Origin of the sequence: Prescottella agglutinans, assembly GCF_004011865.1 — a bacterium.
GTDB classification, from domain to species: domain Bacteria; phylum Actinomycetota; class Actinomycetes; order Mycobacteriales; family Mycobacteriaceae; genus Prescottella; species Prescottella agglutinans.
Genome location: NZ_RKLP01000003.1, coordinates 383,355 through 407,516 on the forward strand (window position 1 = coordinate 383,355; position 24,162 = coordinate 407,516).

Below are 24,162 nucleotides of genomic sequence, written 5' to 3' on the forward strand. Positions count from 1 at the left end.
CTCTACCATCGTCTGATGCACGAGCCGCGACTGCCCGATGGGTTCGGGATCCGCATCGACCCCAAGGTGCGCGCCTACTCCGGCGGCCGGGTTCTCATCGGTGGTTCGCCGATGCGCATGCTCAAACTCGCTCCGGCCGCCGCCGAGATGATCGGCGACGGCTACCTCGAGGTGGTCGATTCGCAGACGGCCGTCGTCGCTCGCAGGCTGCTCGACTCCGGGATCGCGAACCCGCGGCCGATGAGCACGCCGTCCCCGAGTGACGTCACGGTCGTGGTGCCGCTCCGCGACAACGTCGACGGCATCGCGCGCCTCGTCCCCGCGCTCCGTGGTCTCGAGGTCATCGTCGTCGACGACGGATCGGCGGTCCCGCTCGAGCTGCCGGACCTGTCCGGCTGCACCGCGCACGTGACGCTCCTGCGGCACGCGCGCTCCCGTGGTCCCGCCGCCGCGCGTAACACCGGATTCCGTGCCGCGAAAACCCCTTTCGTTGCCTTCCTCGACTCGGACGTGGTGCCACGGACGGGGTGGCTCGAGCGCATGCTCGGGCATTTCAGCGACCCGGCCGTCGCCCTGGTCGCGCCGCGCATCGTCGCCCTCGAGCCGGAGGGGGCGGCGCTGGCCCGCTACGAGCACACGCGCTCGTCGCTCGACCTCGGCCGCAAGGAGGCCGCCGTTCGTTCCGGCAGCCCGGTGTCGTACGTGCCGAGCGCGGCGATGCTGCTGCGCCGCGACGTGCTGGTGGAGGCCGGCGGATTCGACGAGTCGATGCACGTCGCGGAGGACGTCGATCTGTGCTGGCGGCTGCAGGAGGCGGGCTGGCGGCTGCGCTACGAACCGGTCGCCCACGTCGCGCACGACCATCGCGTCTCGTTCGGCAAGTGGTTCACCCGCAAGATGTTCTACGGCACCGGGGCGGCCCCGCTCGCGGCCCGGCACGACGGCATGGTCCCGCCCGTCGCGATGTCGAAGTGGACGCTGATGTCGGTCCTCGCCGCCGCGAGCTGCACCCGGATCGGGCTCCTCGCGAGCCTCACGACGTCGCTGGTCACCGTGCTGCGTCTGCGCCGCACGTTCGCCGACCTCGACGAGCCGACCCGGATCGCGGCGGTCCTCGCGGCGCGGGGCTTCGGCAACGGCGCATGGCAGCTCGCGTCCGCGATGTGCCGCTCGTACTGGCCCGTCACCCTGCTCGCGATGCTCGTGTCGCGCCGCATCAGGCGGCTCGTGCTGACGGTCGCGGTCGCCGAGGGCGTCGTCGACTGGGCGACGCACCGGGAACCGGGCGGGCTGGGGCCGGTGCGGCACACCGCGTTCAAGCGCCTCGACGACGTCGCGTACGGGGCGGGCCTGTGGCAGGGCGCGATCCGCGCGCGGGATCTGCGGGCGCTCGAACCGCGCATCGGCAACTGACCGTGGCGTCCGCCGCGGGGTCCCCGGAGTTCCCGGAATCCGCCGACGTCGTCGTGGTGGGCGGAGGCTCGTGCGGGAGCGTCCTCGCCGGCCGGCTCAGCGAGGAGCCGAATCGGGACGTCGTGCTCGTCGAATCCGGACCGGGTCATCGGATTCCGGCGGAGTTCCCGCCCGAGTTGGTCGACGCGGGTGTCCTGCCGGTGGGGCCGGACAGTCGCTGGATCTGGCCCTATCCGGTGGAGTTGACGAGCGGTCGGTCCGGATGGATCGCCCGTGGCCGGGTGCTCGGCGGTTCGGGTGCGGTCAACGGCGGCTACTTCGTGCGGGCGCGGGTGGAGGACTTCGACCACTGGCCGGAGTCATGGTCGTACGAGCATGTGCTGCCGTTCTTCCGGGCGCTCGAGACCGACGCGGACTTCACCGGCCCGTGGCACGGGGCGAGCGGCCCGATCCCGGTCCGGCGCGAACCGCCCGAGCGGTGGCACCCGATCAGCGCCGCGTTCGCCGATGTCGCGCACGCCGCCGGGCATCCCGACGACCCGGACAAGAACGCCCCCGGTTCGCACGGGATCGGTCCGGTGCCGTTGAACATCCGGGACGGGGTCCGGGTGGGTCCGGCATCCGCCTACCTGCTGCCGAACCTCGGCCGCCGGAATCTCACCGTCCGGTCCGACACCACCGTCACCCGCGTCCTCTTCTCCGGTGCGCGGGTGGTGGGCCTCGAGGTGGCCACCGATTCCGGCGTGCGCATGATCCGCACGTCCACGGTGATCCTCACCGCCGGCGCCGTCGCGACCCCGCACCTGCTGATGCTGTCCGGCATCGGGGACGCCCGGCACCTGTCGGGGCTGGGTGTCCCGGTGGTCGCGGACCTGCCGGCGGTGGGCGCCCAGTTCACCGACCACCCCGAGGTGGTGGTGCCGTACCGGTACCGCCGGCCGGTCGCGCGGACCCGGCAGACACCGGCGCTGCAAGTGACCCTGAACACCGACGACATCGAGATGCGCCCCTACACAGCGTCGTTCGGTGACCTCGTCCCCGGATCCGGAATCGGGAAGCCGTGCCTGGGGGTGGTCCTGATGAAGCCGCGGAGCCGCGGCGAGATCCGTCTCGTGTCTGCCGACCCCGCCGACGCGCCGCGGGTGGCGTACCGCTATCTCGAGTCCGCCGAGGACCGGCGGGCGCTGCGCGAGGCGGTCACCCAGGCCGCCGACCTCATGCACGTGGGGCCGATGAGCCGGCTCGTCGATCCGGAGCCGATCGAGATGTCCGACAGTTGGCTGGCCGATCATCTCGGCACGTCGCTGCACCTGTCGGGCAGTTGCCGGATGGGTTCCGACGAGGATTCGTCGGTGGTCGACGACCGGTGCCGAGTGCACGGCGTCGACGGGTTGTTCGTCGTGGACACCTCGATCCTGCCGTCCGTCCCCAGCCGCGGACCGCACGCCACGGCCGTCATGGTGGCTGAACGCGCCAGCACCTTCTTCTGAAAGCGCTACAGTTGGCCCGAATTTGAGGTGACAGGCGGGATTGGTGCGGGATGGAGGCGCCGATGGCACAGCGTGAACCCGGACCGCCGCGCAATCCGTGGATTGCGGTGCGACCGGGCGATGACGTCGGTGTGCTTGCCGAGCGCACCTCCTGGGCTCATCAGCGGTTCGTCGAGTCGGTTCAGACCGACACGGAAGACACGGAAACAGTGCGCGACGTCGTCCACGCGTCGTGGGTGCGAAGTCGCGGAAACGGTGTGAGCCCGGACCTCGTCGACGACGAGGTGGTGCTCGACGGCAGGGCGCTCGAAGAGTACCGCGCCGCGCACCCGCTCGCAGCGATCCGTCCGGTCGTCCGGAAACTCCTCGTCGAGGACGCCGCCGACACCGGTCTGCTCGTCGCGATGAGCGACGCCGCGGGCCGGCTGTTGTGGATCGAGGGCGACACCTCGGCCAAGGACCGTGCGCTGGACATCAACTTCGTCGAGGGGTCGGACTGGAGCGAGGAGCGGGTCGGCACCAACGCGCCCGGCACTGCGCTCGCGCTCGATCACAGCGTCCAGATCTTCGCGGCCGAGCACTTCAACCGGGCCATGCACGCGTGGAGTTGTTCGGCGGCGCCGGTGCACGATCCGGCCACCGGTCGGATCATCGGCGCGCTCGACATCACCGGCGGACCCCGGGTCGCGGTGCCCGAGGCGCTCGCCCTCGTCCGGGCGACGGCCGCGGCCGTCGAGTCGGAACTCCGGCTGCAGGCGCTCGCGTCGCCGTCGCCGGTGTCGACGTCGACCCCGCGGCTCGAGGTGCTGGGCTCGCAACGCCCCGCGCTGGTGGTCGACGGTGAACGCCACGAACTGCCGCGCCGGCACGCGGAGATCCTGCTGCTGTTGGCCGAGCATCCGGAGGGGCTGGGCGCGGACCATCTCGCGGTGCTGCTCGACGAGGTGGAACTCGACGCGGTCACGGTCCGTGCCGAGATGTCGCGGTTGCGCAAGGTCTTCGGGGCGCACCGACTGGGCTCGCGGCCGTACCGGCTGCTCACCCCGCTCGACTCCGACGTCGGTGAGGTCCGCTCGTACCTCGACCGCGGGGACGTCTCGTCGGCGCTGCGCCTGTACGACAGGCCGGTCCTGGCCGGGTCGGAGGCGCCCGGTGTCGCGGAGGTCCGGGACGACCTCCGGGCGCGGATGCGGGCGACCGTGCTGAGGGCCGGGAACACGCGCCTGCTCGCGACCTGGACCAGTTCCATACACGGGCGCCAGGACCTGGCGGCGTGGGCCGCGTACCTGTTGACGCTCGACCCTGCCTCGGCGCTGCACGCACAGGTCGAGGCGCATGTGCGCCTGCTCGACCGCCGGTTCGGCGGGGGCGCGTGGCGTTAGCGTCCGACGCGCACTTGTGACCACTTCCGCAACGCGGTTGCAACGTACGCATGCTTAGGGTCCTGTGGCACGCCCCTCTGGTCAGTGTGGCAGCGCAGACAGGAGTCCCCGATGAGCATCTACGCCCGTCCGGGTTCACCGGATGCACTGATGGCCTTCGAATCGCGCTACGGCAACTGGATCAGCGGCGAGTGGGTGCCACCGGTGAAGGGCCTGTACTTCGAGAACCCGACTCCGGTCACCGGTCAGCCGTTCTGCGAGGTTCCGCGCTCCACCGCGGAGGACATCGAGTCGGCACTCGACGCGGCCCACGCCGCGGCGCCCGCGTGGGGACGGACGTCGGCCGCGGAACGGGCACTGATCCTGCACAAGATCGCCGATCGGATGGAGGAGAACCTCGAGGGACTCGCGCTCGCCGAATCGTGGGACAACGGCAAACCGATTCGTGAGTGCCTCGTGGCCGACATTCCGCTCGCGATCGACCACTTCCGCTACTTCGCGGGCGCGATCCGGTCGCAGGAGGGCACGCTGTCGGAGATCGACGCCGACACCGTCGCGTACCACTTCCGCGAACCGCTCGGCGTCGTCGGGCAGATCATCCCGTGGAACTTCCCGATCCTCATGGCGGCCTGGAAGCTCGCGCCGGCGTTGGCGGCGGGCAACGCCGTCGTCCTCAAGCCCGCCGAGCAGACGCCCGCCTCGGTGCTCTACCTCCTGTCGGTCATCGGCGACCTGATTCCGCCGGGAGTCGTCAACGTCGTCAACGGATTCGGGGTCGAGGCAGGAAAGCCGCTCGCCGCGAGCCCGCGGATCAGCAAGATCGCGTTCACCGGCGAGACCACCACGGGCCGCCTGATCATGCAGTACGCGGCGCAGAACCTGATCCCGGTCAGCCTCGAACTCGGCGGCAAGAGCCCCAACATCTTCTTCTCCGACGTCCTGTCCGCGAACGACGACTTCCAGGACAAGGCGCTCGAGGGCTTCACGATGTTCGCCCTGAACCAGGGCGAGGTGTGCACCTGCCCGTCCCGGGCGCTCATCGAGGCCGACATCTTCGACGAGTTCCTCGCGCTCGCGAAGGTGCGGTCCAAGGCCGTCCGGCAGGGCAATCCGCTCGATACCGAGACGATGATCGGCGCGCAGGCGTCGAACGATCAACTCGAGAAGATCCTGTCGTACATCGAGATCGGTAAGGACGAGGGCGCCCGCCTGGTCACCGGTGGTCGCCGAGCCGAACTGGGCGGCGACCTGTCCGGCGGGTTCTACGTGCAGCCGACGATCTTCACCGGCACCAACGACATGCGGATCTTCCAGGAGGAGATCTTCGGTCCGGTGGTGTCGGTGACGGCGTTCGCCGACTACGACGAGGCCATCTCGATCGCGAACGACACCCTCTACGGCCTCGGTGCGGGCGTGTGGACGCGGGACGGCACGATCGCATACCGCGCCGGACGCGCCATCCAGGCCGGCCGGGTGTGGACCAACACCTATCACCGGTATCCGGCGCACGCGGCGTTCGGTGGGTACAAGCAGTCCGGCATCGGCCGCGAGAATCACCAGATGATGCTCGACAACTACCAGCAGACGAAGAACCTGCTCGTCAGTTACACGGCGAAGGCACAAGGCTTCTTCTGACGGACCCGCGCCGGTGCACGGAACAGACGAACGGTGATCGCGAACCCGGGAGGTGTCAGATGACCGAGACCATGAAGGCGGCCGTCGTGCGCGAGTTCGGCAAACCCCTCACCATCGAGGATGTTCCCGTCCCCACCCCGGGGCGGCACCAGGCCCTCGTGAAGGTCCGGTCGAGCGGTGTCTGCCATACCGATCTGCATGCGGCCAGGGGGGATTGGCCGGTCAAACCGACACCGCCGTTCATCCCCGGGCACGAGGGCTACGGCGAGATCGTGACGTTGGGCGAGGGGGACACCGACCTCGAGGTGGGCGATCTGGTCGGCAACGCGTGGCTGTGGTCTGCATGCCTCGAGTGCCGGTACTGCCGCACCGGGTGGGAGACGCTGTGCGAGAAGCAGGTCAACGGCGGCTACACGGTCGACGGGTCGTTCGCCGAGTACATGCTCGTCGACACCCGGTTCGCGCCGCGGGTCCCCGCGGGCGCGGATCCGATCGAGGTGGCGCCGGTGCTGTGCGCGGGGGTCACGGTCTACAAGGGCTTGAAGGTCGCCGACCTGATTCCGGGCCAGTGGGTGACGATCTCCGGGATCGGCGGACTGGGCCACGTCGCGGTGCAGTACGCGACGGCGATGGGATTGCGGGTCGCGGCGGTCGACGTCGCCGACTCGAAACTGGCACTCGCCGCTCGCCACGGAGCGGAGGTGCTCGTCAACGTGCACGAGGAGGATCCGGTCCAGCGGATCCGGGAGGCCACCGGCGGCGCCGACGCCGTCCTCGTCACCGCGGTGAACCCGGCTGCGTTCCGGCAGGCGATCGGCATGGCCCGCCGCGGCGGCACGGTCGTCTTCGTGGGGTTGCCACCGGGCGAGTTCCCCACCCCGATCTTCGACACCGTCCTCGAGGGGCTGACCCTGCGGGGGTCGATCGTCGGCACCCGGCAGGACATGGTCGAGGCACTCGACTTCTATGCCCGCGGCACGATCCATCCGACCGTCCACGCGCGCCGACTCGAGGACATCAACGACATCTTCGACCAACTCGACCGCGGGATGATCGACGGCCGCGTCGTCCTGGACTTCGCATGAGCGCGCCGGTACCGCCGCGGGTGGTCGTCACGGCGGCCGCGGCGGCCCTGCTCCGGCATCTCGCGGACGTCCACGGCCCGCTCATGGTGCACCAGTCCGGCGGGTGCTGCGACGGCTCGGCACCGATGTGCTTTCCGTTGGGCGAGTTCGTCGTCGGGGACCACGACGTGCTGCTCGGCGTCCTCGACCTGAGCCTGGGGGTGGGGGAGGTCCCGGTCGGGACGGCCGAGGACGAGGACGCCGTGCCGGTGTGGATCTCCGGTCCGCAGTTCGGCACGTGGCGGCACACCCAACTCGTCCTGGACGTCGTCCCGGGCCGCGGCGCGGGATTCAGCCTCGAGGCGCCCGAGGGGGTCCGGCTACTCAGCCGCGGTCGCGTGTTCGACGACGTCGAGCGGTACGCCCTCGCCGAGCGGCCTCCCGTCGTCGGCGCGGAGTGGGCGCGCGGCCGCCGCCCCGCTCTCGAGACGGGCCCGGTGATCGTCGCGTCCGCCGTCCGTGAGGAGTCCGAATGACGTGGCGCGGCACGCAGATCGCCGGGACCGATTCCGACCGGCTCAGCGCGAGACCCTCCCGAAGAACGCCGCCGGATCGAGAGCGCTGATCGGGGTCCAGCGCGCGTCCGGCATCGCCACCCCCGAATCGTGCAATGCTGCGGGCGAATACCCCTGGACGTCGAGGGCGAGCCGGGGGTTCTCGTCTACCCGGCGCGCCATCTCGTAGAGCACGGCGAGCAGGTGCAGGCAGGGTGCCGAGCGAGCCGTACACGAGCAGTCGGTGTCCGCGAGAACCGGCGCGAGCGCGATCCCGGCCGAGACGATGCTCCGGTGCATGTCGTCGGTCAACACGGTGGTGTCCGGAACGATCTCCGCGATTCCGGTGATCGACGCTCGGGTCATCGGTGCCACCTCCAGTCGGGTCACCGATGCCTGACCCCCACGGTGGATGGAGGCGCGCACGATCCTTCCCTCTGTCGTGGCCTGCACGAGGTTGTTGCGTGCGAGGCTGCGGGCGCGGGGGAGCAGCAGCCGCGCCGGTCCACTCTGGTGCAGCGGCTGCGCCAGGCGCACCCAGTCCATGCCCCACGCGGTGTAGCCGAATTCGTTGTCCGCCATCAGCTCTCCCTCTTGCGGCGCAGCACCTCGATCAGCTGGCCGTCGTCGAGTCCGGCGAGCGCGGCGATGCCCGCCGTGTCGCTGAGATCGGTGAGTGCGGCCTTGCGGTCGTGCATGCCCGCGATGTGTTCCTCGACGGTGGTGTTCGAGGTGAGCGTGGTGACGGTGACCGTACGGGTCTGGCCGATCCGGTGTGCCCGGTCGGAGGCCTGCGCCTCCACCGCGGGATTCCACCAGCGGTCGAAGTGGACGACATCGGCGGCGCGGGTCAGCGTGAGACCGGTGCCGGCGGCGCGCAGGCTCAGGATCACCACCGGCGGTCCGTCCTCGGCCTGGAACCGGGACACGATCTCGTCGCGTTCGGCCTGGCTCAGCCCGCCGTGCAGGAACGGTGCCGTGACCGCGAACTGTTCGGCGAGATGACGCACCAGCAGCTCGCCGGTCCGGCGGTACTGGGTGAAGACCAATGTGGGGCTTTCGGTTTCCAGATTGGTGGCCAGGATGTCGGTGCACAGATCGAGCTTCCCGGACCGGCCGGCCAGTGCGGCCAGCTCACCGGTGACCAGGCCGGGATGGTTGCAGACCTGTTTCAGCGAGGTCAGCACCGCCAGGACACGGCCGTGGCGTTCGATGCCGGAGCCGAACCCGTCGTCGATGGCCTCCGCGAGCAGCAGGTCGTAGAGTTCCTCCTGCTCGGCGGTGAGATCGCAGAGCACGTCGTTGTGGATCTTCGGGGGCAGCGCCGCGGCGACCTGGCCCTTCTTGCGCGCCAGCACGATCGGTTCGACGGCGTCCCGCAACCGTGCCGCGGCGGGAACCGAGCCCTCCCTGATCGGATGGGCGAATCGCCGCCGGAACTGTGCCCGGTGTCCGAGCAGCCGGGGCGACACCAGGTTCACCAGCGCCCACAGCTCCTCGAGATGGTTCTCCACCGGGGTGCCGGTCAGTGCGACCCTCGCCTCGGTGTCCAGCGCCCGCGCGGCCTTCGAGATCTGGGTACGCGGATTCTTCAGTGCCTGTGCCTCGTCGAAAACCGCAGTCGCCCAGCGCTGCCCCGCCAGCAGCGTGCCGTGCAGGCGCAGTGTCGGGTACCCCGCGATGACGACGGTTCCGGGTTCGTCGGGGACCTCACCGCCGCGCCAGACCGTTGCCCGAAGCCCCGGTGCGAACCGCCCGATCTCGTGTGCCCAGTTTCCGGCCAGCGAGGTCGGACAGACCACGAGCTGCGGCCCCGCCCCGGCACGACCGAGGAGGAAGCCGATGGTCTGCACGGTCTTGCCGAGTCCCATCTCGTCGGCGAGCACCGCACCACCGTGCGCGGCGACGGTCTCCCGCAGCCAGCCGACCCCGCGCGCCTGATACGGCCGCAGTTGCGCCTTCAGTGTCGGGCGCAGTTCCGCCGACACCGCTTCGGTATCGCGCAGGACGCGCAGGGCGCGTTCCGCCGACACGATCGCGGTGCCGGTGGCGTTCGGCACCGCGTGCGCCGCAACGGGTAGCGACGGGCGCTCGGTGTCCGCCGCGGCGAGCGGGTCCGCGGCAGCCGCGTGCAGCGCGTCCTGCCAGAGCGGCACCGACTCTCCCGCGGGTTCGACCGTCAGACCGGCGAAGCTCGCGGGGCTCACGAGAGTGGTGTCGACGTCGGCGACCTCGATCGCGCCGTCCGCGCCGAGCGGGAGTGCCAGCGCGAGGGTTTCCCGGTCACCGTGGACGCTCGGGGCCGGGCCGATGCCGCGTCCCGTCCACGTCCACAGCGCGAACATGTGCCGATCCGGCAGGTAGGTGGCGTTTGTGCTGGGCAGAATGACCCCCGGGACAATTGGAGTATGGTGTACGGAGTACCGTGACAACGTACAGCGTACTGGATTTGTTCCGGAGGGGAATCTGTGAGCGGAGAGATCACCGCCGAGCAAGCGAAACAGGTGGTGAACCTGCTGTGGCGGCACGAGCTTCCGCCGCGCCCTGCCAGACGGGGCCCGAAGCAGACGGTCAGCCTCGACGCGGTGGTCGCCGCAGCGATAACGCTCGCCGACAGGGAGGGCTACGGGAGCGTCTCCATCCGCGCGGTCGCCGCCGAGTTGGGGCTGCGCCCGATGAGCCTCTACACCTACATTCCCAGCAAGGACGTGCTCACGATCCTCATGGTCGACGCCGTCGCGGACGAGGACACCACCCAGATCTCCGCGGAGTGCTCACCGCGTGACCGGATGGCAGCCATCGCCCGCCAGGTTCGCGCCGAGCTGATCGCGCATCCCTGGCTCCTGGAGGTGCCGCCCTGGCGGCTCGTACTCGGACCGGGGCGCATGCGCCGCTACGAGCAGCAACTCGCTGCGATCGAAGGCATCGGTCTGTCGGACGTCGCGATGGACCGGGTGATCACGGTGCTGTCGGAGTTCGCCACGGGCAACGCCCGGGTGGCGGTCGCCGCGATCCATGCTGCGCGTCAGTTGAGCGACACCCAGTGGTGGGAGGTGTACGGCCCGTTGTTCGCCGCGGTCATGCCGCCGACCTTGTTTCCGCTGTCGTCGCGGGTGGGTTCGACCGTCGGCGAGCTGTACCAGGCACCTGCCGACCCGGACGGTGCGTTCGAGTACGGACTCGACCGGCTCTTGGACGGGCTCGTGCGCGACGTTGCCGGGGACTGAACGGTGGACCGGCGGACGCGCTGGCGTCCCCGGCCCGCAACGTCGAGCTGTAGGTTCTCGAGGGACACGTTTCGAGAACACGAGGAGTACACGATGGCCTTCGCGGGCAACGTCGACGAACTGGCACTGCTGCAGACGATCCGCTTGAAGGGGCGGGTGACGGCCGACGTCCTCGCCGCCCAGCTCGGGGTGGCCGCCGCGTCCGCGGAGGCCGCGCGGGACGCCCTGCTCGCGCAGGGCAAGGCCGAGGAGACCGGCGACGGCGCGTTCGCGCTGACCGCCGCCGGCATCGCCGAACTCGGCGACCAGCTCGACGCCGAACGCGTCTCGATCGACGAGGACTCGATCGCCGAGATCCACGAGCGTTTCCTCGAGCTCGACGGGCCGCTGCGCGAACTCGTCGCCGGCGGTGACGTCGACGCCGCCGCGCTCGCCGCCCTCGACAAGCAGGCTCAGGACGTGCTCGACGACGTCTCCGCGTTCGTCCCGCGACTGTCGCGCTACCAGGACCTGTTCGCCGAGGCGCTGCAGCGGGTGAAGGCCGGCGAGGCGGAGTGGGCCGCCGCCCCGGGGATCGCGTCGTACGCCACCGTGTGGGGCGAGATCGCGCGCGAGTTGCGCGGCGCCTGCGGGCTCGACGCGCAGTAGCCCGCCGCCCGACGCGACGAGCCCCCGCTCACCGGTGTGCGCCGGTGGGCGGGGTCGGGGCTATGTTCCAGGAATGGTGCTGCACTACCCCCGTGGCGTCGCGGTCGTCGCGGTGTTCCTGTCCGCCCTCGCGGGATTCGTGGACGCGCTGGGATTCATCACGCTCGGTGGGTACTTCGTGTCCTTCATGAGCGGGAACTCCACCAAGCTGGCGGTCTCGGTCGCGGACGGGCTTCTGGGGACGGCGTTGACCGGTGCCGGCATCGTCGCGCTGTTCGTGATCGGGGTGATGGCCGGTTCCTTCACGGGCCGCAGGGCCGGACGTCGTCATCGCCCGGCGGTCCTGACGCTGGTCACGACGATGCTCGTCCTCGCCGCCGCGGCCCACCTGCTGGGTGCCACCCCCGTCGCGATCACGCTGATGGTGCTCGCGATGGGCGCGGAGAACTCCACGTTCGAGCGGGAGGGCGAGGTGAGCATCAGCCTCACCTACATGACCGGCACCCTCGTGAAGATGGGGCAGCGCCTGGTGACCGCGCTGACCGGCGGTGAGCGCTGGGGATGGGTCCGGCACTTCCTCCTGTGGCTGGCCATGGTCGTGGGGGCCGCTCTCGGGGCGACCGCCCACCGGTTCCTCGGACTGAACGCGCTGTGGCTGGCGGCGTCGTGGGGAGCGGTACTCGCCGTTCTCCTCGCCCGGATGCCACCGCCGCTGCCCGCCCGGGGGTGACCGGAATCACTCCCACCCCCTTCCGGGGGTAGTTGGCGCGTGAGCCAGATCACTACCTTTCCTCGCAGTCGCTGACGCCAATCGGGGCGTCATGCACGGCTCGAGAAGAGGGATCCATGACGACTGTGTCGCCATCGGTCGACTCCGCTGCCGCCACCTCCCCGCGCACCAGCGTGCGCAGGGTGGCCGTGGCGAGTTGCATCGGAACGACGATCGAGTTCTACGACTTCTTCATCTACGGAACCGCGGCCGCACTGGTCTTCCCGACGGTGTTCTTCCCCGCGCTCGGTTCCACCGCCGGCACCGTCGCGTCGTTCGCGACCTTCGCGGTGGCGTTCATCGCCCGGCCCGTGGGCGCAATGTTGTTCGGGCACTACGGCGACCGCATCGGTCGTAAGAAGACCCTCGTCTCCACCCTCCTGCTGATGGGCATCTCGACGCTCCTCATCGGCCTGCTCCCGGGTGCCGCGACGATCGGGGTCGCGGCGCCGATCATCCTCGTGCTGCTCCGCTTCGGCCAGGGCTTCGCCGTGGGCGGGGAGTGGGCGGGCGCGACCCTGCTCACCGCCGAGTACGCGCCGCCCGGCAAGCGCGGGCTGTACGCGATGTTCCCGCAGTTGGGGCCGGCGATCGCCTTCGTACTGTCGAGCAGCACGTTCATCCTCACCGGTGCGGTCTTCGGGGACGCCAACGAGACGTTCCTCAGTTGGGGCTGGCGGGTGCCGTTCGTGTTCTCCATCGTGCTCGTCGGCATCGGGCTGTACATGCGCCTGGCCATCGAGGAGACCCCGGTGTTCCGGGCGCAGCAGGCGGACGACGCCGCATCGGGTGCCCGCTCGCTGCCGTTCCTCGACGCGTGGCGGTACCAGACCAAGGAGATCCTGCTCTCCGGTGGCGCGCTCGCGACCCTGTTCGCGTTCTTCTACATGGGCACCGCGTTCCTCACCAGCTACGGAACCAAGACCCTCGGCTTCAGCCGTCCGTTCGTGCTCTCGGTCGGGATCTTCGCGGCGGTCGTCTTCGGCGCCACCATCGTCGTCTCGGCGCTGTACTCCGACCGGATCGGTCGGCGCCGGGTCATCATGATCTCCTGCGTCCTCGCGGTGGTCTGGGCCCTCGTGCTGTTCCCGCTGCTCGACACCGGATCCGCGGCGGCCTTCGTGATCGGCATGTGCGTCACGCTCGCGATCTTCGGCATGGCCTACGGGCCGTGTGGGGCGCTCCTGCCGGAGATGTTCCACACCCGCTACCGCTACACCGGCGCCGGACTCGGCTACAACCTCGCCGGCGTGCTCGGCGGCGCGATCCCGCCGCTGATCGCGGCGCCGCTGGCCTCGTCCTTCGGCAGCTTCGCGATCGGCCTGATGCTCGCGGGGCTGGGCGTCGTCAGCTTCGTGTGCACCAAGGCGCTGGTCGAGACGAAGGACCACGCGCTCTGATTCCGTTCCGTCCGGGCGGGGGTGTTCGAACTCTGAACAGTTGTCGACACCCCCGACCGGCGACTATGTCCTACATCACACTGTGCGAGTACGTTGGGGAGGCCCGCACCGCCGGGCATTCCCCGGAGGTGCCGGGTCGGCGCCTGGAGAGGAAACGCGATGACCACAACCGCTTCGCTGCACGGATCCGTGCCGAGTTACGCCTCGGGAACGTGGGATGCGCCCATGCTGGGCGACACCATCGGTGACAACTTCGACCGCGCGGTCGCCGCGTACGGTGAGCGTGATGCGTTGATCGATCGCAGTTCGGGGCGCCGGTGGACCTACAGCGAACTGGCCGTGGACGTCGAGGTGTTGGCGGCCGGTCTGCTCGGTGCCGGGATCGCGAAGGGCGACCGCGTCGGTATCTGGGCGCCGAACTGCGCGGAGTGGACGATGGTCCAGTACGCGACGGCGAAGATCGGCGCGATCCTGGTGAACATCAATCCGGCCTACCGGTCGCACGAGTTGCAGTACGTGTTGAATCAGGCGGGGATTCGGATGCTGGTCGCGGCGCCGTCGTTCAAGACGTCGGACTACGCGGCGATGATCGAGCAGGTGCGGCCGGAGTGCAGTGCGCTGGAACAGGTGCTGCTGCTTGGTTCGGCGGAGTGGGACGCGTTGGTCTCCGACGGCCGGGCGGCGCTCGACGGCGATCGCGGCGCGCTGGCCCGGGCGCAGGCGTCGCTGTCGGCCGACGATCCGATCAACATCCAGTACACTTCGGGGACAACGGGTTTCCCGAAGGGTGCGACGCTCAGTCACCACAATATCCTCAACAACGGCTACTTCGTGGGCGAGTTGTGCGGCTACACCGAAGAGGACCGGGTGTGTATCCCGGTGCCGTTCTATCACTGCTTCGGGATGGTGATGGGCAATCTTGCGTGCACCAGCCACGGGGCCGCGATGGTGATCCCCGGGCTGTCCTTCGATCCGGGTGCGACATTGGCGGCGGTGCAGGCGGAGCGGTGCACGTCGCTGTACGGGGTGCCGACGATGTTCATCGCCGAGTTGGCCGACCCGGACTTCGAGACCTACGACCTGTCGAGCCTGCGCACCGGCATCATGGCCGGCTCCCCGTGCCCGGTCGAGGTGATGAAGCAGGTCATCGAGCGGATGGGGATGGCGGAGGTGTCCATCTGCTACGGCATGACCGAGACGTCACCGGTGTCGCTGCAGACCCGCCGCGACGACAGCATCGACCAGCGGGTGTCGACCGTCGGCCGTGTCGGCCCGCACCTCGAGGTGAAGATCGTCGATCCGGCGACCGGGCTGACCGTGCCGCGCGGCGAACCGGGCGAGCTGTGCACGCGCGGGTACTCGGTGATGCTCGGATACTGGAACAACCCGGAGAAGACCTCCGAGGCAATCGATTCCGCGCGCTGGATGCACACCGGCGACATCGGAGTGATGGACGTCGACGGATACGTCGCGATCACCGGACGCATCAAGGACATGGTGATCCGGGGCGGCGAGAACGTCTACCCGCGCGAGATCGAGGAGTTTCTCTACACCCATCCCGACGTCCTCGACGCCCAGGTGATCGGCGTACCCGACCCGAAGTACGGGGAGGAACTCATGGTGTGGATCCGGATGCGGGAGGGCGCGGCCCCGCTGGACGCGGGCAAGCTGCGGGAGTTCTGCACCGGCCGGCTCGCCCACTACAAGATCCCGCGCTACGTGCACCTGGTCGACGAGTTCCCGATGACCGTCACCGGCAAGATCCGCAAGGTCGAGATGCGGGAACTGTCCCTCGAACTGATCGATCGGGCCTGACCGGAGAGGGTAATGGCGGTGCACGGGTTACGGCCGGAAATCGAACTGTCCTGGAAGCGTTCACAGCTCAGCGGCATCGACCCGGCGCGGGTGCCCGAACCGACGCTGCTCGATCCGTCGGACTCGGCCGGGCGGCTGTTGCGCGCCGCCCGGCCGGTGCTCGACGATCTGCGGGTGCAACTGTCCGGCACCGGGTGCGGAATCCTGCTCGTCGACCGTGACTGTCGCGTCGTCTCACGGGTGTTCGACTCCGACGCGATGAAGTCCGCGATGGAGGATGTCGGGGTGCTACCCGGAGTCGCACTCTCCGAGGAGACGTACGGCACGAACGCGCTCGGAACGCCGCTCGAGGTGCGCCAGGGCATCGTCGTCCACCGCGACGAGCACTTCCTCGAGTCGTTCCGGCAGTTCAGCTGCTACGGTCACCCGATCGTGCATCCGGTCACGCGCCGGATCGAGGGCATCCTCGACATCACCGCGACGGGGAAGACGGCGAATCCGCTGTTCGTGCCCTTCCTGGCGCGGGCGGTCCGGGACATCGAGGCCCGATTGCTCGAGGGCGCGCGGGAATCGGACCGCCGCGTGGTGGACGCGTTCCAGATCGCGGCCCGGCAGCGGGGTGTCGCCGTGGCCGCGATGGGGCAGGACATCATGCTCACCAACAAGGCGGCAGTCGAACTGCTCGACCCGAGTGACCACGTGGCGTTGCGGGCACTCGCGGCCGCCGTGCCCGCAGGTGAGTCGAGGCGTCTGGACTTCGCGCTGTCCGGGGGCGGGCGCACCGGGCTGCGCATCGACCGGGTGGCCGGTGCGGAGAGCGGTGCGTTGTTCCTGCTCGACGTGGACGAGGCCCGGCGGCCCGTGCGGCGCAGGGCGACGCCGCAGGACGCGACGTCGCGGTTGCGTGCCCGGCTGCACGAGCTGCGGTCCAGTACGGGTGCGCTCGCGATCGTCGGCGAGCCGGGTAGTGGGCGGAGCTGGGCCGCACGGGAGTTCGCTGCAGGGGAGATCGTGGCGGTGGATGCCGCGCACATCGTCGCGGAGGGGGAGCGGGACTGGTGCGCCCGCTTGCTCGCGCACGCCGAGACCGAGTCGGAACAGGTCCTGGTCGAACACGTCCATCTCGCTCCGGATCCGGTCGTCGCGCTGCTGGCGTCGCTCGCCGCGCGCGCCGACGGACCTCGGCCGGTGTTCACCTCCGACCCGCTCGACGCGGTCCGGCCGACCGTGCGTGACCTGCTCGCGCGCTGCGGCACGCAGGTCACGGTTCCGGCTCTGCGGCAGCGGATCCGGGAGCTTCCCGCACTCGCGGACGCGCTTGCGGCGGAGGTCGGCCGGGAAGGACTGCGTATCGGACCCAGCGCGCTGACGGCGCTGTCCGAGCACACGTGGCCGGGCAACCTGGTGGAACTGCGTGCGGTGCTCGCGGGCCTGCCGGACAGGAACGGGGCGGCGATCCGGGTCGAGGACCTTCCCGAGGAGTACCGCGCGCCCGGGCGGGTGGCCCGACTCGGCGGCCGCGAACGCGCCGAGCGGGACGCGATCATCGAGGCGCTCCAGGAGAGCCGGGGCAACAAGGTGCACGCCGCGGCGCGGCTCGGGATCAGTCGCACGACGCTCTACAGCCGGATTCGCGCCCTCGACATCACCGTGTGAGTCGTTCGCGTGCCCGGGTGCGGCCGGCGGACTGAAACCCGCCGGCCGCACCCGGATCCCGAAACCTGCAGACTAGCTGCCGAACTGGCTGAGGACGCCGTTGAGGACGTCACGGAAGAAGTCCTCGACGCTACCGAGCCCGGGAGCAACGGCCGGATCGTCCTCGGTGACCGCCACCCGCACGGGCTGGCCGACGACCTGGTAGGCGGTGTCGCCGTTCTCCTTGCACTTGGTGAACACCCAGTACTCGCCGATCGCCAACGCCTCCGAGGTGCCCGAACCCGAGGCGCCGGCGAGAACCTGGTCCTTCGCCATGTCCGGGCCCGTGATGGCGTATTCGCCGACCTTGGTGGTCCTGTCGAAGACCGTGGCATCGCCGCGGTACACGTAGCCCTCGCAGTAGTTGAACGGCAGGGTGGTCTTCACACCGGTGACCGTGGTGGTGATCTTCGAGCCGGACACGGCCACGGTCGCGCTACCGGTGACCTGGGCCGACGAAAGCGCGGGGCCGGCGACGAGAGCGAGAGCGGACAGTCCGGCAACGACACCGGCACCGGCCAGCTTGCGTGAAACACCCATGTTGGGTCCCTTCGGATTTGGACACCGCGCTGCACCGGGCGGCGTGGCGTGTGATCGACATCGTGCGCGGTGCCGGGACGTCGCCGCAGCTACCGCGCAGTAGGTTAGCCTTGCCTTTACTGTGGCGGGCCGGCTAATTAAATGGTGCCGACTCGGGCGTGTCAAGTGGAGGCGGGCGTCGTCGAGGTGACCCCGGGTGTCCGCGCGTCGTCGACCGGCGCGGGCGTGCTGTTCGCGGCAGGCCTTCCGGTGCTGTCCAAAGCTTGAACAGTTGGCGACCGTCCGCCCGAAGCACGATGGCTGTGTTGCACATCACACCATCGTCTGCAGGAGGTTCGGGCATGACTGTCGTTGCCGAGCAAGCCGTTTCGCCGCGGGTCCGCGAGTTTCTGGCCGGCACCAAGCAGCTCTACATCGGCGGTGAGTTCGTCGACGCGGCGTCCGGCCGCACATTCGTGACGCACGATCCCGCGACCGGCGACCGCCTCGCGGACGTCGCGCACGGCGAGGCCGCCGACATCGACCGCGCCGTCCGCGCCGCGCGCCGCGCGTTCGACGAGGGGCCGTGGGCCTCGATGAAGCCCAACGAGCGGGAGCGCCTGATCTGGCGGGTCGGCGATCTGCTCACCGAGCGGGCCGCCGAGTTCGGTCAGCTCGAAGCGCTCGACAATGGCAAGTCCGCGGCCATCGCGTCCGCGGTCGACGTCGCGTGGGCCGCCGACGTGTTCCGCTACTACGCGGGCTGGGCCACCAAGATCGAGGGCAGCACCGTCAACGTGTCGATGCCGTTCGCGCCTGGCGGCGAGTTCCACGCCTACACGCTCCGCGAGCCCGTCGGGGTGTGCGGGCTGATCGTGCCGTGGAACTTCCCGCTGCTCATGGCGTCGTGGAAGCTTGCGCCCGCGCTCGCGGCCGGCAACACGGTGATCCTCAAGCCGGCCGAGCAGACCCCGCTCACCGCGCTCATGCTGGCCGAGGTCTTCGAGGAGGCCGGATTCCCGCCCGGTGTCGTCAACATCGTGCCGGGCTTCGGTGACGCCGGTGCCGCGCTGTCCGGGCACGACGACGTCGACAAGGTCGCGTTCACCGGTTCCACCGAGGTCGGCAAGAAGATCGTCGACGCCGCCAAGGGCAACCTGAAGAAGGTGTCGCTCGAGCTGGGCGGCAAGAGCCCCAACATCGTCTTCGCGGACGCGGATTTCGATGCGGCCGTGCAGGGTTCGCTCAACGCGTGGCTGTTCAACCACGGCCAGTGCTGCGTCGCCGGCACCCGACTGTTCGTCGAGGACAGCATCTTCGAGCGTTTCACCGAGGCCGTCGCCGAGGCCGCGAGCCGGGTCAAGATCGGCCCCGGTCTCGATCCGACGACCGAACTCGGCCCGCTGGTCTCGCAGGAACAGTTCGACCGGGTCACCGGCTACCTGCGGGACGGACTCGCCGACGGCGCCCGGGCGCTGACCGGCGGCAAGCGCTGGGGCGACACCGGGTACTTCGTCGAGCCGACCGTCCTGGTCGACGTCAAGCCGGAGTTCAGCGTCGTCCGGGAGGAGATCTTCGGGCCCGTCGTCGCCGCGATGCCGTTCGACGCCGACGAGGGGATCGTCGGCCCGGCCAACGACTCCATCTACGGACTCGCCGCCGGCATCTGGACCCGCGACATCTCCAAGGCGCACCGCACCGCACGTCGGCTGAAGGCCGGTTCGGTGTGGGTCAACCAGTACAACGGCTTCGACACGGCGATGCCGTTCGGTGGCTACAAGCAGTCCGGCTGGGGCCGCGAACTCGGCGCATCCGGTATCGACGCCTTCACCCAGACCAAGGCCGTCAACGTCGCGCTCTGACCTTCCCGCCCGCACTCTCGAACTCCGAAGGAGAATCCATGAAGACCAAGGCTGCTGTTCTGCTCGAGCCCGGAAAGCCGTTCGAGATCATGGAACTCGACCTCGACGGCCCCGGCCCCGGCGAGGTGCTGATCAAGTACACCGCGGCGGGACTGTGCCACTCGGATCTGCACCTGACCGACGGCGACCTGCCGCCCCGCTACCCCATCGTCGGCGGGCACGAGGGCTCCGGCATCATCGAGGAGGTCGGTCCCGGCGTCACCAAGGTCAAGCCGGGCGACCACGTCGTGTGCAGCTTCATCCCCAACTGCGGCACCTGTCGGTACTGCGCCACCGGTCGACAGAACCTGTGCGACATGGGTGCGACGATCCTGGAGGGCTCGATGCCCGACGGGACGTTCCGATTCCATTCCGGAGGCACTGATTTCGGTGCCATGTGCATGTTGGGTACGTTCGCCGAGCGGGCGACGATCTCGCAGCACTCCGTCGTCAAGGTCGACGACTGGCTGCCCCTCGAGACCGCCGTCCTCGTCGGCTGCGGTGTCCCGTCGGGCTGGGGGACCGCGGTGTACTCCGGTGGCGTCCGCGCCGGCGACATCACCGTCATCTACGGCATCGGCGGGCTCGGTATCAATGCCGTGCAGGGCGCCGTGCAGGCCGGTGCCCGGTACGTGGTCGTCGTCGACCCGATCGAGTTCAAGCGGGAGACGGCGCTGAAGTTCGGTGCCACACATGCCTATGCCACCGCGGAAGAGGCTGCGGTGAAGGTCAACGAGTTGAGCTGGGGTCAGGGTGCCGACCAGGCCCTGATCCTGGTCGGCACCGTCGACGAGGAGGTGGTCGCGGCCGCGACCGCGGTGATCGGCAAGGGCGGCACCGTCGTCATCACCGGTCTCGCCGATCCGACGAAGCTGACCGTGCACGTGTCGGGCGCCGACCTGACGCTCAACGAGAAGACCATCAAGGGCACGCTGTTCGGCTCGGCCAACCCGCAGTACGACATCGTGCGGTTGCTCCGCATGTACGACCAGGGCGAGTTGAAGCTCGACGAACTCGTCACCACCCGCTACTCCCTCGAGGACGTCAACCAGGGGTACGAGGACCTGCGAAACGGTCGGAACATCCGCGGCATCATCGTGCACGGGCAGTGACGGACTCACTCCCGCAACGATCTGCGTGATCCTCCGCCCTGGCTCGACGGAAAACGTACCGTCGAGCCAGGGCGGAAGTGTCTCCGCACCGATGGGGGCGGACGGAAGGAGATCCGCATGGGTGAGATCATCGGCACGATCATCTTCGGCGCGGTCATCGGTGTGATCGCCCGCCTGGTGGTTCCGGGCAAACAGGCGATGGGCTGGATCATCACCGTCGTCATCGGCATCATCGGCGCCCTCCTCGGGTACTGGATCTGGGGCCTCATCAGCGACAAGGGCGACACTCCCGGCATCGACTGGTGGCGGTGGATCATCAGTATCGCGGCGGCGGCGGTGTTGACCCTCGCCTACACGTCGGTCACCAGTCGTCGCACCTGACGCCGGCCGGGCGTCACCACGTCGTGCCCGGCGGCAGCGCGGCCAGTGCCATGCGCCGCGCCGCCCGCGCGGGTCGGATCCCCGTCCGCTCTCCCCTCGGCGGACGGGGACACCGCGTTCGGCGGAAGGATCGGGGCGAGATGGAGGACGGGGAGCGCGCAGCGGCAGCGCCCGCCGACGGCGGGCGCCGATGGTGGGCGCGGGCCGCGTTGGTCGTCGCCGGTTGTGCGGCAGCGCTTCCCGTGGTCGTCGCGGGACTGTTCGCGGCCGTCGCCGTGCTGCTGATCGCGGTCGGCGGCCTGGTGGTCGCGGTCGCGGCGGCCTACCTGTTTCTCACCGGTCGCGGCCCGGTGCGCTGGTTCGCCGCCGCGGTGGCGGTGCTCAGCCCGGTCGTCGTCGTGGTCGTCTACCTTCGCGAGAATCTGCTGTGGGTCGTCGTGGTGTCGGCCGGGCTCTACGTCCTCGCGTTGGCGTGCGGTCGGCGCGCGCTCACCGACGCTCGTGCCGACGAGCCTTCCGAGCATCCCGCTGTACCGCCCCGGCAGCCGTTCATCGTGATGAATCCGCACTCGGGTGGCGGGAAGGTCGAGAGGTTCGACCTGAAGCGCCGCGCCGAGGCACTGGGCGCGGAAGTCGTCCTGCTCGAAGGCCCGGGGGAGGTCGACGTCGCCGCACTCGCCCGGTCGGCGGTCGCACAGGGAGCCGACCTGCTCGGTGTGGCGGGTGGGGACGGAACCCAGGCGCTGGTCGCTGCCGTCGCCGCGGAGCACGACGTGCCGTTCCTCGTGATCTGCGCGGGCACGCGCAACCACTTCGCGCTGGACCTCGGGCTCGACCGGGAGAATCCGGCGAGTTGCCTGGACGCGCTGCGCGACGGGGTCGAACTCCGCGTCGATCTCGGTTCGTTGAACGGTCGAACGTTCGTCAACAACGCCTCGTTCGGGGTGTACGCAGAGGTGGTCCAGAGCCCCGCGTACCGGAACGACAAGACCCGAACCGTCCTGCGGATGTTGCCCGATCTGCTCGAGAGGCACCGCGGCGCGCCGGTGGTCGTGCGGGTCGGCGGAGTGACGGTCGCGGGCCCGCAGGCGGTGTTGGTGAGCAACGGCCCCTACCGCACCAACGACCTGGCGGGTCTGGGCAGGCGAGGCAGCCTGGACGGCGGAAGCCTCGGCGTGGTCACCCTGTCCGTCGACAGCACGCGGCAGGCGGTGGCGCTGCTGAACCGCGCCCGGCAACGGGGCCTCACCCAGCACCTCGCGGCCGAGGTCGTCGTGGATGCGGCCGCGGAGGAGATCCCCGTCGGGGTCGACGGCGAGTCGCTGACCGTCCGGACCCCGGTGCGCTGCACGATCGAGCCCGGGGCCCTGCGGGTGCGGGTGCCCCGGCGCCGACCGGGCGTGCGCACCGCCAAACCGACGTTCGACTGGGTGCGGTTGCGTGCCCTGGCCGGATCGCCGCGTCACGGCCCGCGACGCTCGAAGGAGTCGACCGCCGCCGACAGCGTCGGATAGAAACGGTCCGGGCCGAATCGATCGCCCACTCCGAACTGCACCAGCAGGTCCTTGATCGGCCCCTTCATCTCCGCGAACGCCAGGCGGATGCCTTTGCTGTCGAGATACTGGTCCAGCTCGACGAGTTCGTCGACGGCGGAGGTGTCCAGACCGGTGATCGGCTCGGCGGCGATGACGACCCAGTCGACCGGGCTCGGGGCCTGCGCGACCACGGAGCGCACGTAGTCGTCGAAGATGCCGCCGTTGGCGAAGAACAGCGGAGCATCGAACCGCACCAGCACCAGCCCGGGGATCCGGCGGCCCTCGGGGTGCCGGCGGGCATCGTGGTAGCCGATGCCGCCGGGAATCTCGACCAGTTCGGTGCGATACGGCTGCCACACGCGGGCGACGACCGCCATGAGGGAGAGCGCGATCGCGACGACGATGCCCTGCAGCACGCCGACGAGCGCGACACCGGCGAAGGTGGCGATCGCGAGCACCGCCTCGGAGCGGCTCATCCGCCACATGCCGACCATGCCGGGCACGTCGATCAGCGCCGACGCCGCGACGATCACCACTGCGGCCAGCGCCGCCTCGGGCAGATAGGCGGTCAGTCCCGGCACGAGCAGTACGAACAGCAGTACCGCGAGCGCGCCGACGACACCGGTCAGCTGGGTGCGGGCGCCGCTCTGTTCGGCGGCCGGGGTACGCGACCCGCTCGCCGAGATGGGGAAGCCGCCGAAGAACCCGCCCGCGAGGTTGGCGAACCCGACCGCCTTCATCTCGGTGCTGCCGTCCACGTCGTCGCCGCGCCGGGCTGCGAAGGTGCGGGAGAGGACACCGGTGTCGGCGAACGCGATCAGTGCGATGCCGGCGGCGGGACCGATCAGTGTCGTGACGTCGTGCCAGCCGACCCCGCTGAACGACGGCGCGGGGAGCCCGTGGGGGAGGGCCCCGACCATGCCGATGCGGTCGTCGAGGCTCAGGACGGCGCTCAGCGCGGTCGCGCCGACCACGGCCACCAACACCCCGGGGATGTGCCAGTGCATGATCCTGCCCACGACGATCACGGCCAGCGCGCCGACGCCCACTGCCGTCGCGACGGGGTCGGCGTCACCGGCGACGACCGCGCTGACGATCGCGCCGGTCTCGCGCAGCAGTCCCGATTCGTCGACCGAGAGCCCGAGCAGTTTCGGAAGCTCGCCGACCACGACGATCAGCGCGATCGCGTTCAGGTACCCGAGCCGAATCGGCTTGGACAGCAACTCCATCACGAAGCCGAGGCGGAGGAAGCCGCCGATGATCAGGATGATGCCGACGAGCACTGCGAGGACGCCCGCGAGTGTGAGGGCGCGATCGGGATCGCCGCCCGCCGCCAACGGCAGCACGGCGGCGGCGATGAGTGGGGCGAGCGACGAGTCCGGTCCGAGGACGAGGATTCTCGACGGGCCGACCAGGGCGTAGGCCAGCAACGGGACGATCGTGGCGTACAGCCCGGCATACGCGGGCAGTCCCGCGGCCTCGGCGTAGCCCATGCCGGCCGGGATGAGGAGTGCGGTGAGCACCAGTCCCGCAGTGATGTCGGGGCGCAGCCATTCCCGACGGTACTGCAGTGCCGTCGCGATTCCGGGCAGTCGGGCCAGTCGTCCCGTCCAGGACATCCG

General features: G+C 69.9%; 20 protein-coding genes. 16 read left to right on the forward strand and 4 right to left on the reverse strand.

The features are described 5' to 3' along the window. Nucleotides 1-15: 15 nt before the first annotated feature. From mftF to EGT67_RS08775, 6 genes are all read left to right on the forward strand, one after another. Nucleotides 16-1,413 carry a mycofactocin biosynthesis glycosyltransferase MftF gene (mftF, locus tag EGT67_RS08750; RefSeq protein ID WP_127915664.1) on the forward strand — a complete coding sequence of 466 codons (1,398 nt, stop codon included), beginning with the start codon at nt 16-18 and terminating at the stop codon, nt 1,411-1,413. Between the two features lie 2 nt (nt 1,414-1,415). Continuing rightward, nucleotides 1,416-2,903 (forward strand): mycofactocin dehydrogenase MftG, encoded by a 1,488-nt coding sequence (gene mftG, locus EGT67_RS08755; RefSeq protein WP_127915665.1) that lies wholly within the window; start codon nt 1,416-1,418, stop codon nt 2,901-2,903. A 62-nt stretch (nt 2,904-2,965) separates the two neighbouring features. Further along, nucleotides 2,966-4,285, forward strand: coding sequence for a helix-turn-helix domain-containing protein (locus EGT67_RS08760; RefSeq protein WP_127915666.1), 1,320 nt, complete (start codon nt 2,966-2,968; stop codon nt 4,283-4,285). 111 nt (nt 4,286-4,396) lie between these two features. Next, on the forward strand, nt 4,397-5,920 hold the full coding sequence (gene exaC, locus EGT67_RS08765) for an acetaldehyde dehydrogenase ExaC (RefSeq protein ID WP_127915667.1): 1,524 nt from the start codon (nt 4,397-4,399) through the stop codon (nt 5,918-5,920). A gap of 59 nt (nt 5,921-5,979) precedes the next feature. After that, nucleotides 5,980-7,005, forward strand: a complete 1,026-nt coding sequence (gene adhP, locus EGT67_RS08770; protein WP_127915668.1) for an alcohol dehydrogenase AdhP — start codon at nt 5,980-5,982, stop codon at nt 7,003-7,005. Then, the gene (locus EGT67_RS08775; RefSeq protein WP_127915669.1) at nt 7,002-7,520 is read left to right on the forward strand and encodes a DUF779 domain-containing protein; all 519 of its coding nucleotides are present in this window, start codon (nt 7,002-7,004) and stop codon (nt 7,518-7,520) included. The genes adhP and EGT67_RS08775 overlap by 4 nt, the downstream gene beginning before the upstream one ends. Before the next feature lie 42 nt (nt 7,521-7,562). On the opposite strand, the gene EGT67_RS08780 is transcribed toward EGT67_RS08775, so the two are convergent. Both EGT67_RS08780 and EGT67_RS08785 read right to left on the reverse strand, forming a co-directional pair. Further along, nucleotides 7,563-8,120, reverse strand: coding sequence for an SWIM zinc finger family protein (locus tag EGT67_RS08780; protein WP_127915670.1), 558 nt, complete (start codon nt 8,118-8,120; stop codon nt 7,563-7,565). Further along, nucleotides 8,120-9,883 (reverse strand): DEAD/DEAH box helicase, encoded by a 1,764-nt coding sequence (locus tag EGT67_RS08785; protein WP_127915671.1) that lies wholly within the window; start codon nt 9,881-9,883, stop codon nt 8,120-8,122. The genes EGT67_RS08780 and EGT67_RS08785 overlap by 1 nt, the downstream gene beginning before the upstream one ends. 123 nt (nt 9,884-10,006) lie before the next feature. Between EGT67_RS08785 and EGT67_RS08790 the strand changes: the two genes are divergently transcribed. The 6 genes from EGT67_RS08790 to EGT67_RS08815 all read left to right on the forward strand — a co-directional run bounded on the left by EGT67_RS08790 (nt 10,007) and on the right by EGT67_RS08815 (nt 17,053). Then, complete coding sequence (locus EGT67_RS08790) at nt 10,007-10,765, forward strand: TetR/AcrR family transcriptional regulator (protein WP_241565941.1); 759 nt, start codon at nt 10,007-10,009, stop codon at nt 10,763-10,765. A gap of 93 nt (nt 10,766-10,858) precedes the next feature. Further along, nucleotides 10,859-11,413, forward strand: coding sequence for a hypothetical protein (locus EGT67_RS08795; RefSeq protein ID WP_127915672.1), 555 nt, complete (start codon nt 10,859-10,861; stop codon nt 11,411-11,413). A 73-nt stretch (nt 11,414-11,486) separates the two neighbouring features. Next, entirely contained in the window at nt 11,487-12,143 is a 657-nt protein-coding gene (locus tag EGT67_RS08800; RefSeq protein WP_127915673.1) for a YoaK family protein, read from the forward strand. Nucleotides 12,144-12,259: 116 nt separating this feature from the next. Then, a complete protein-coding gene (locus EGT67_RS08805; protein ID WP_127915674.1) occupies nt 12,260-13,582 on the forward strand; it encodes an MFS transporter in 1,323 nt (440 codons plus the stop codon). A 159-nt stretch (nt 13,583-13,741) separates the two neighbouring features. Next, nucleotides 13,742-15,397, forward strand: coding sequence for an AMP-binding protein (locus tag EGT67_RS08810; RefSeq protein ID WP_127915675.1), 1,656 nt, complete (start codon nt 13,742-13,744; stop codon nt 15,395-15,397). Nucleotides 15,398-15,415: 18 nt separating this feature from the next. Beyond that, nucleotides 15,416-17,053, forward strand: coding sequence for a sigma-54-dependent Fis family transcriptional regulator (locus EGT67_RS08815; protein WP_127915722.1), 1,638 nt, complete (start codon nt 15,416-15,418; stop codon nt 17,051-17,053). Between the two features lie 72 nt (nt 17,054-17,125). Here the strand turns inward: EGT67_RS08815 and EGT67_RS08820 are convergent, their stop codons facing one another. After that, nucleotides 17,126-17,632 (reverse strand): hypothetical protein, encoded by a 507-nt coding sequence (locus EGT67_RS08820; RefSeq protein WP_127915676.1) that lies wholly within the window; start codon nt 17,630-17,632, stop codon nt 17,126-17,128. A 341-nt stretch (nt 17,633-17,973) separates the two neighbouring features. On the opposite strand from EGT67_RS08820, the gene EGT67_RS08825 reads away from it, so the two are divergent. From EGT67_RS08825 to EGT67_RS08840, 4 genes are all read left to right on the forward strand, one after another. Further along, on the forward strand, nt 17,974-19,473 hold the full coding sequence (locus EGT67_RS08825; protein ID WP_127915677.1) for an aldehyde dehydrogenase family protein: 1,500 nt from the start codon (nt 17,974-17,976) through the stop codon (nt 19,471-19,473). Nucleotides 19,474-19,511: 38 nt separating this feature from the next. Beyond that, entirely contained in the window at nt 19,512-20,624 is a 1,113-nt protein-coding gene (locus EGT67_RS08830) for an NDMA-dependent alcohol dehydrogenase (protein WP_127915678.1), read from the forward strand. Nucleotides 20,625-20,741: 117 nt separating this feature from the next. Further along, complete coding sequence (locus tag EGT67_RS08835) at nt 20,742-21,005, forward strand: GlsB/YeaQ/YmgE family stress response membrane protein (protein ID WP_127915679.1); 264 nt, start codon at nt 20,742-20,744, stop codon at nt 21,003-21,005. Nucleotides 21,006-21,145: 140 nt separating this feature from the next. Then, entirely contained in the window at nt 21,146-22,519 is a 1,374-nt protein-coding gene (locus EGT67_RS08840; RefSeq protein WP_127915680.1) for a diacylglycerol/lipid kinase family protein, read from the forward strand. On the opposite strand, the gene EGT67_RS08845 is transcribed toward EGT67_RS08840, so the two are convergent. Continuing rightward, nucleotides 22,468-24,159, reverse strand: coding sequence for a SulP family inorganic anion transporter (locus tag EGT67_RS08845; protein WP_127915681.1), 1,692 nt, complete (start codon nt 24,157-24,159; stop codon nt 22,468-22,470). The two genes, EGT67_RS08840 and EGT67_RS08845, sit on opposite strands and share 52 nt — an antisense overlap. Nucleotides 24,160-24,162: the final 3 nt, after the last annotated feature.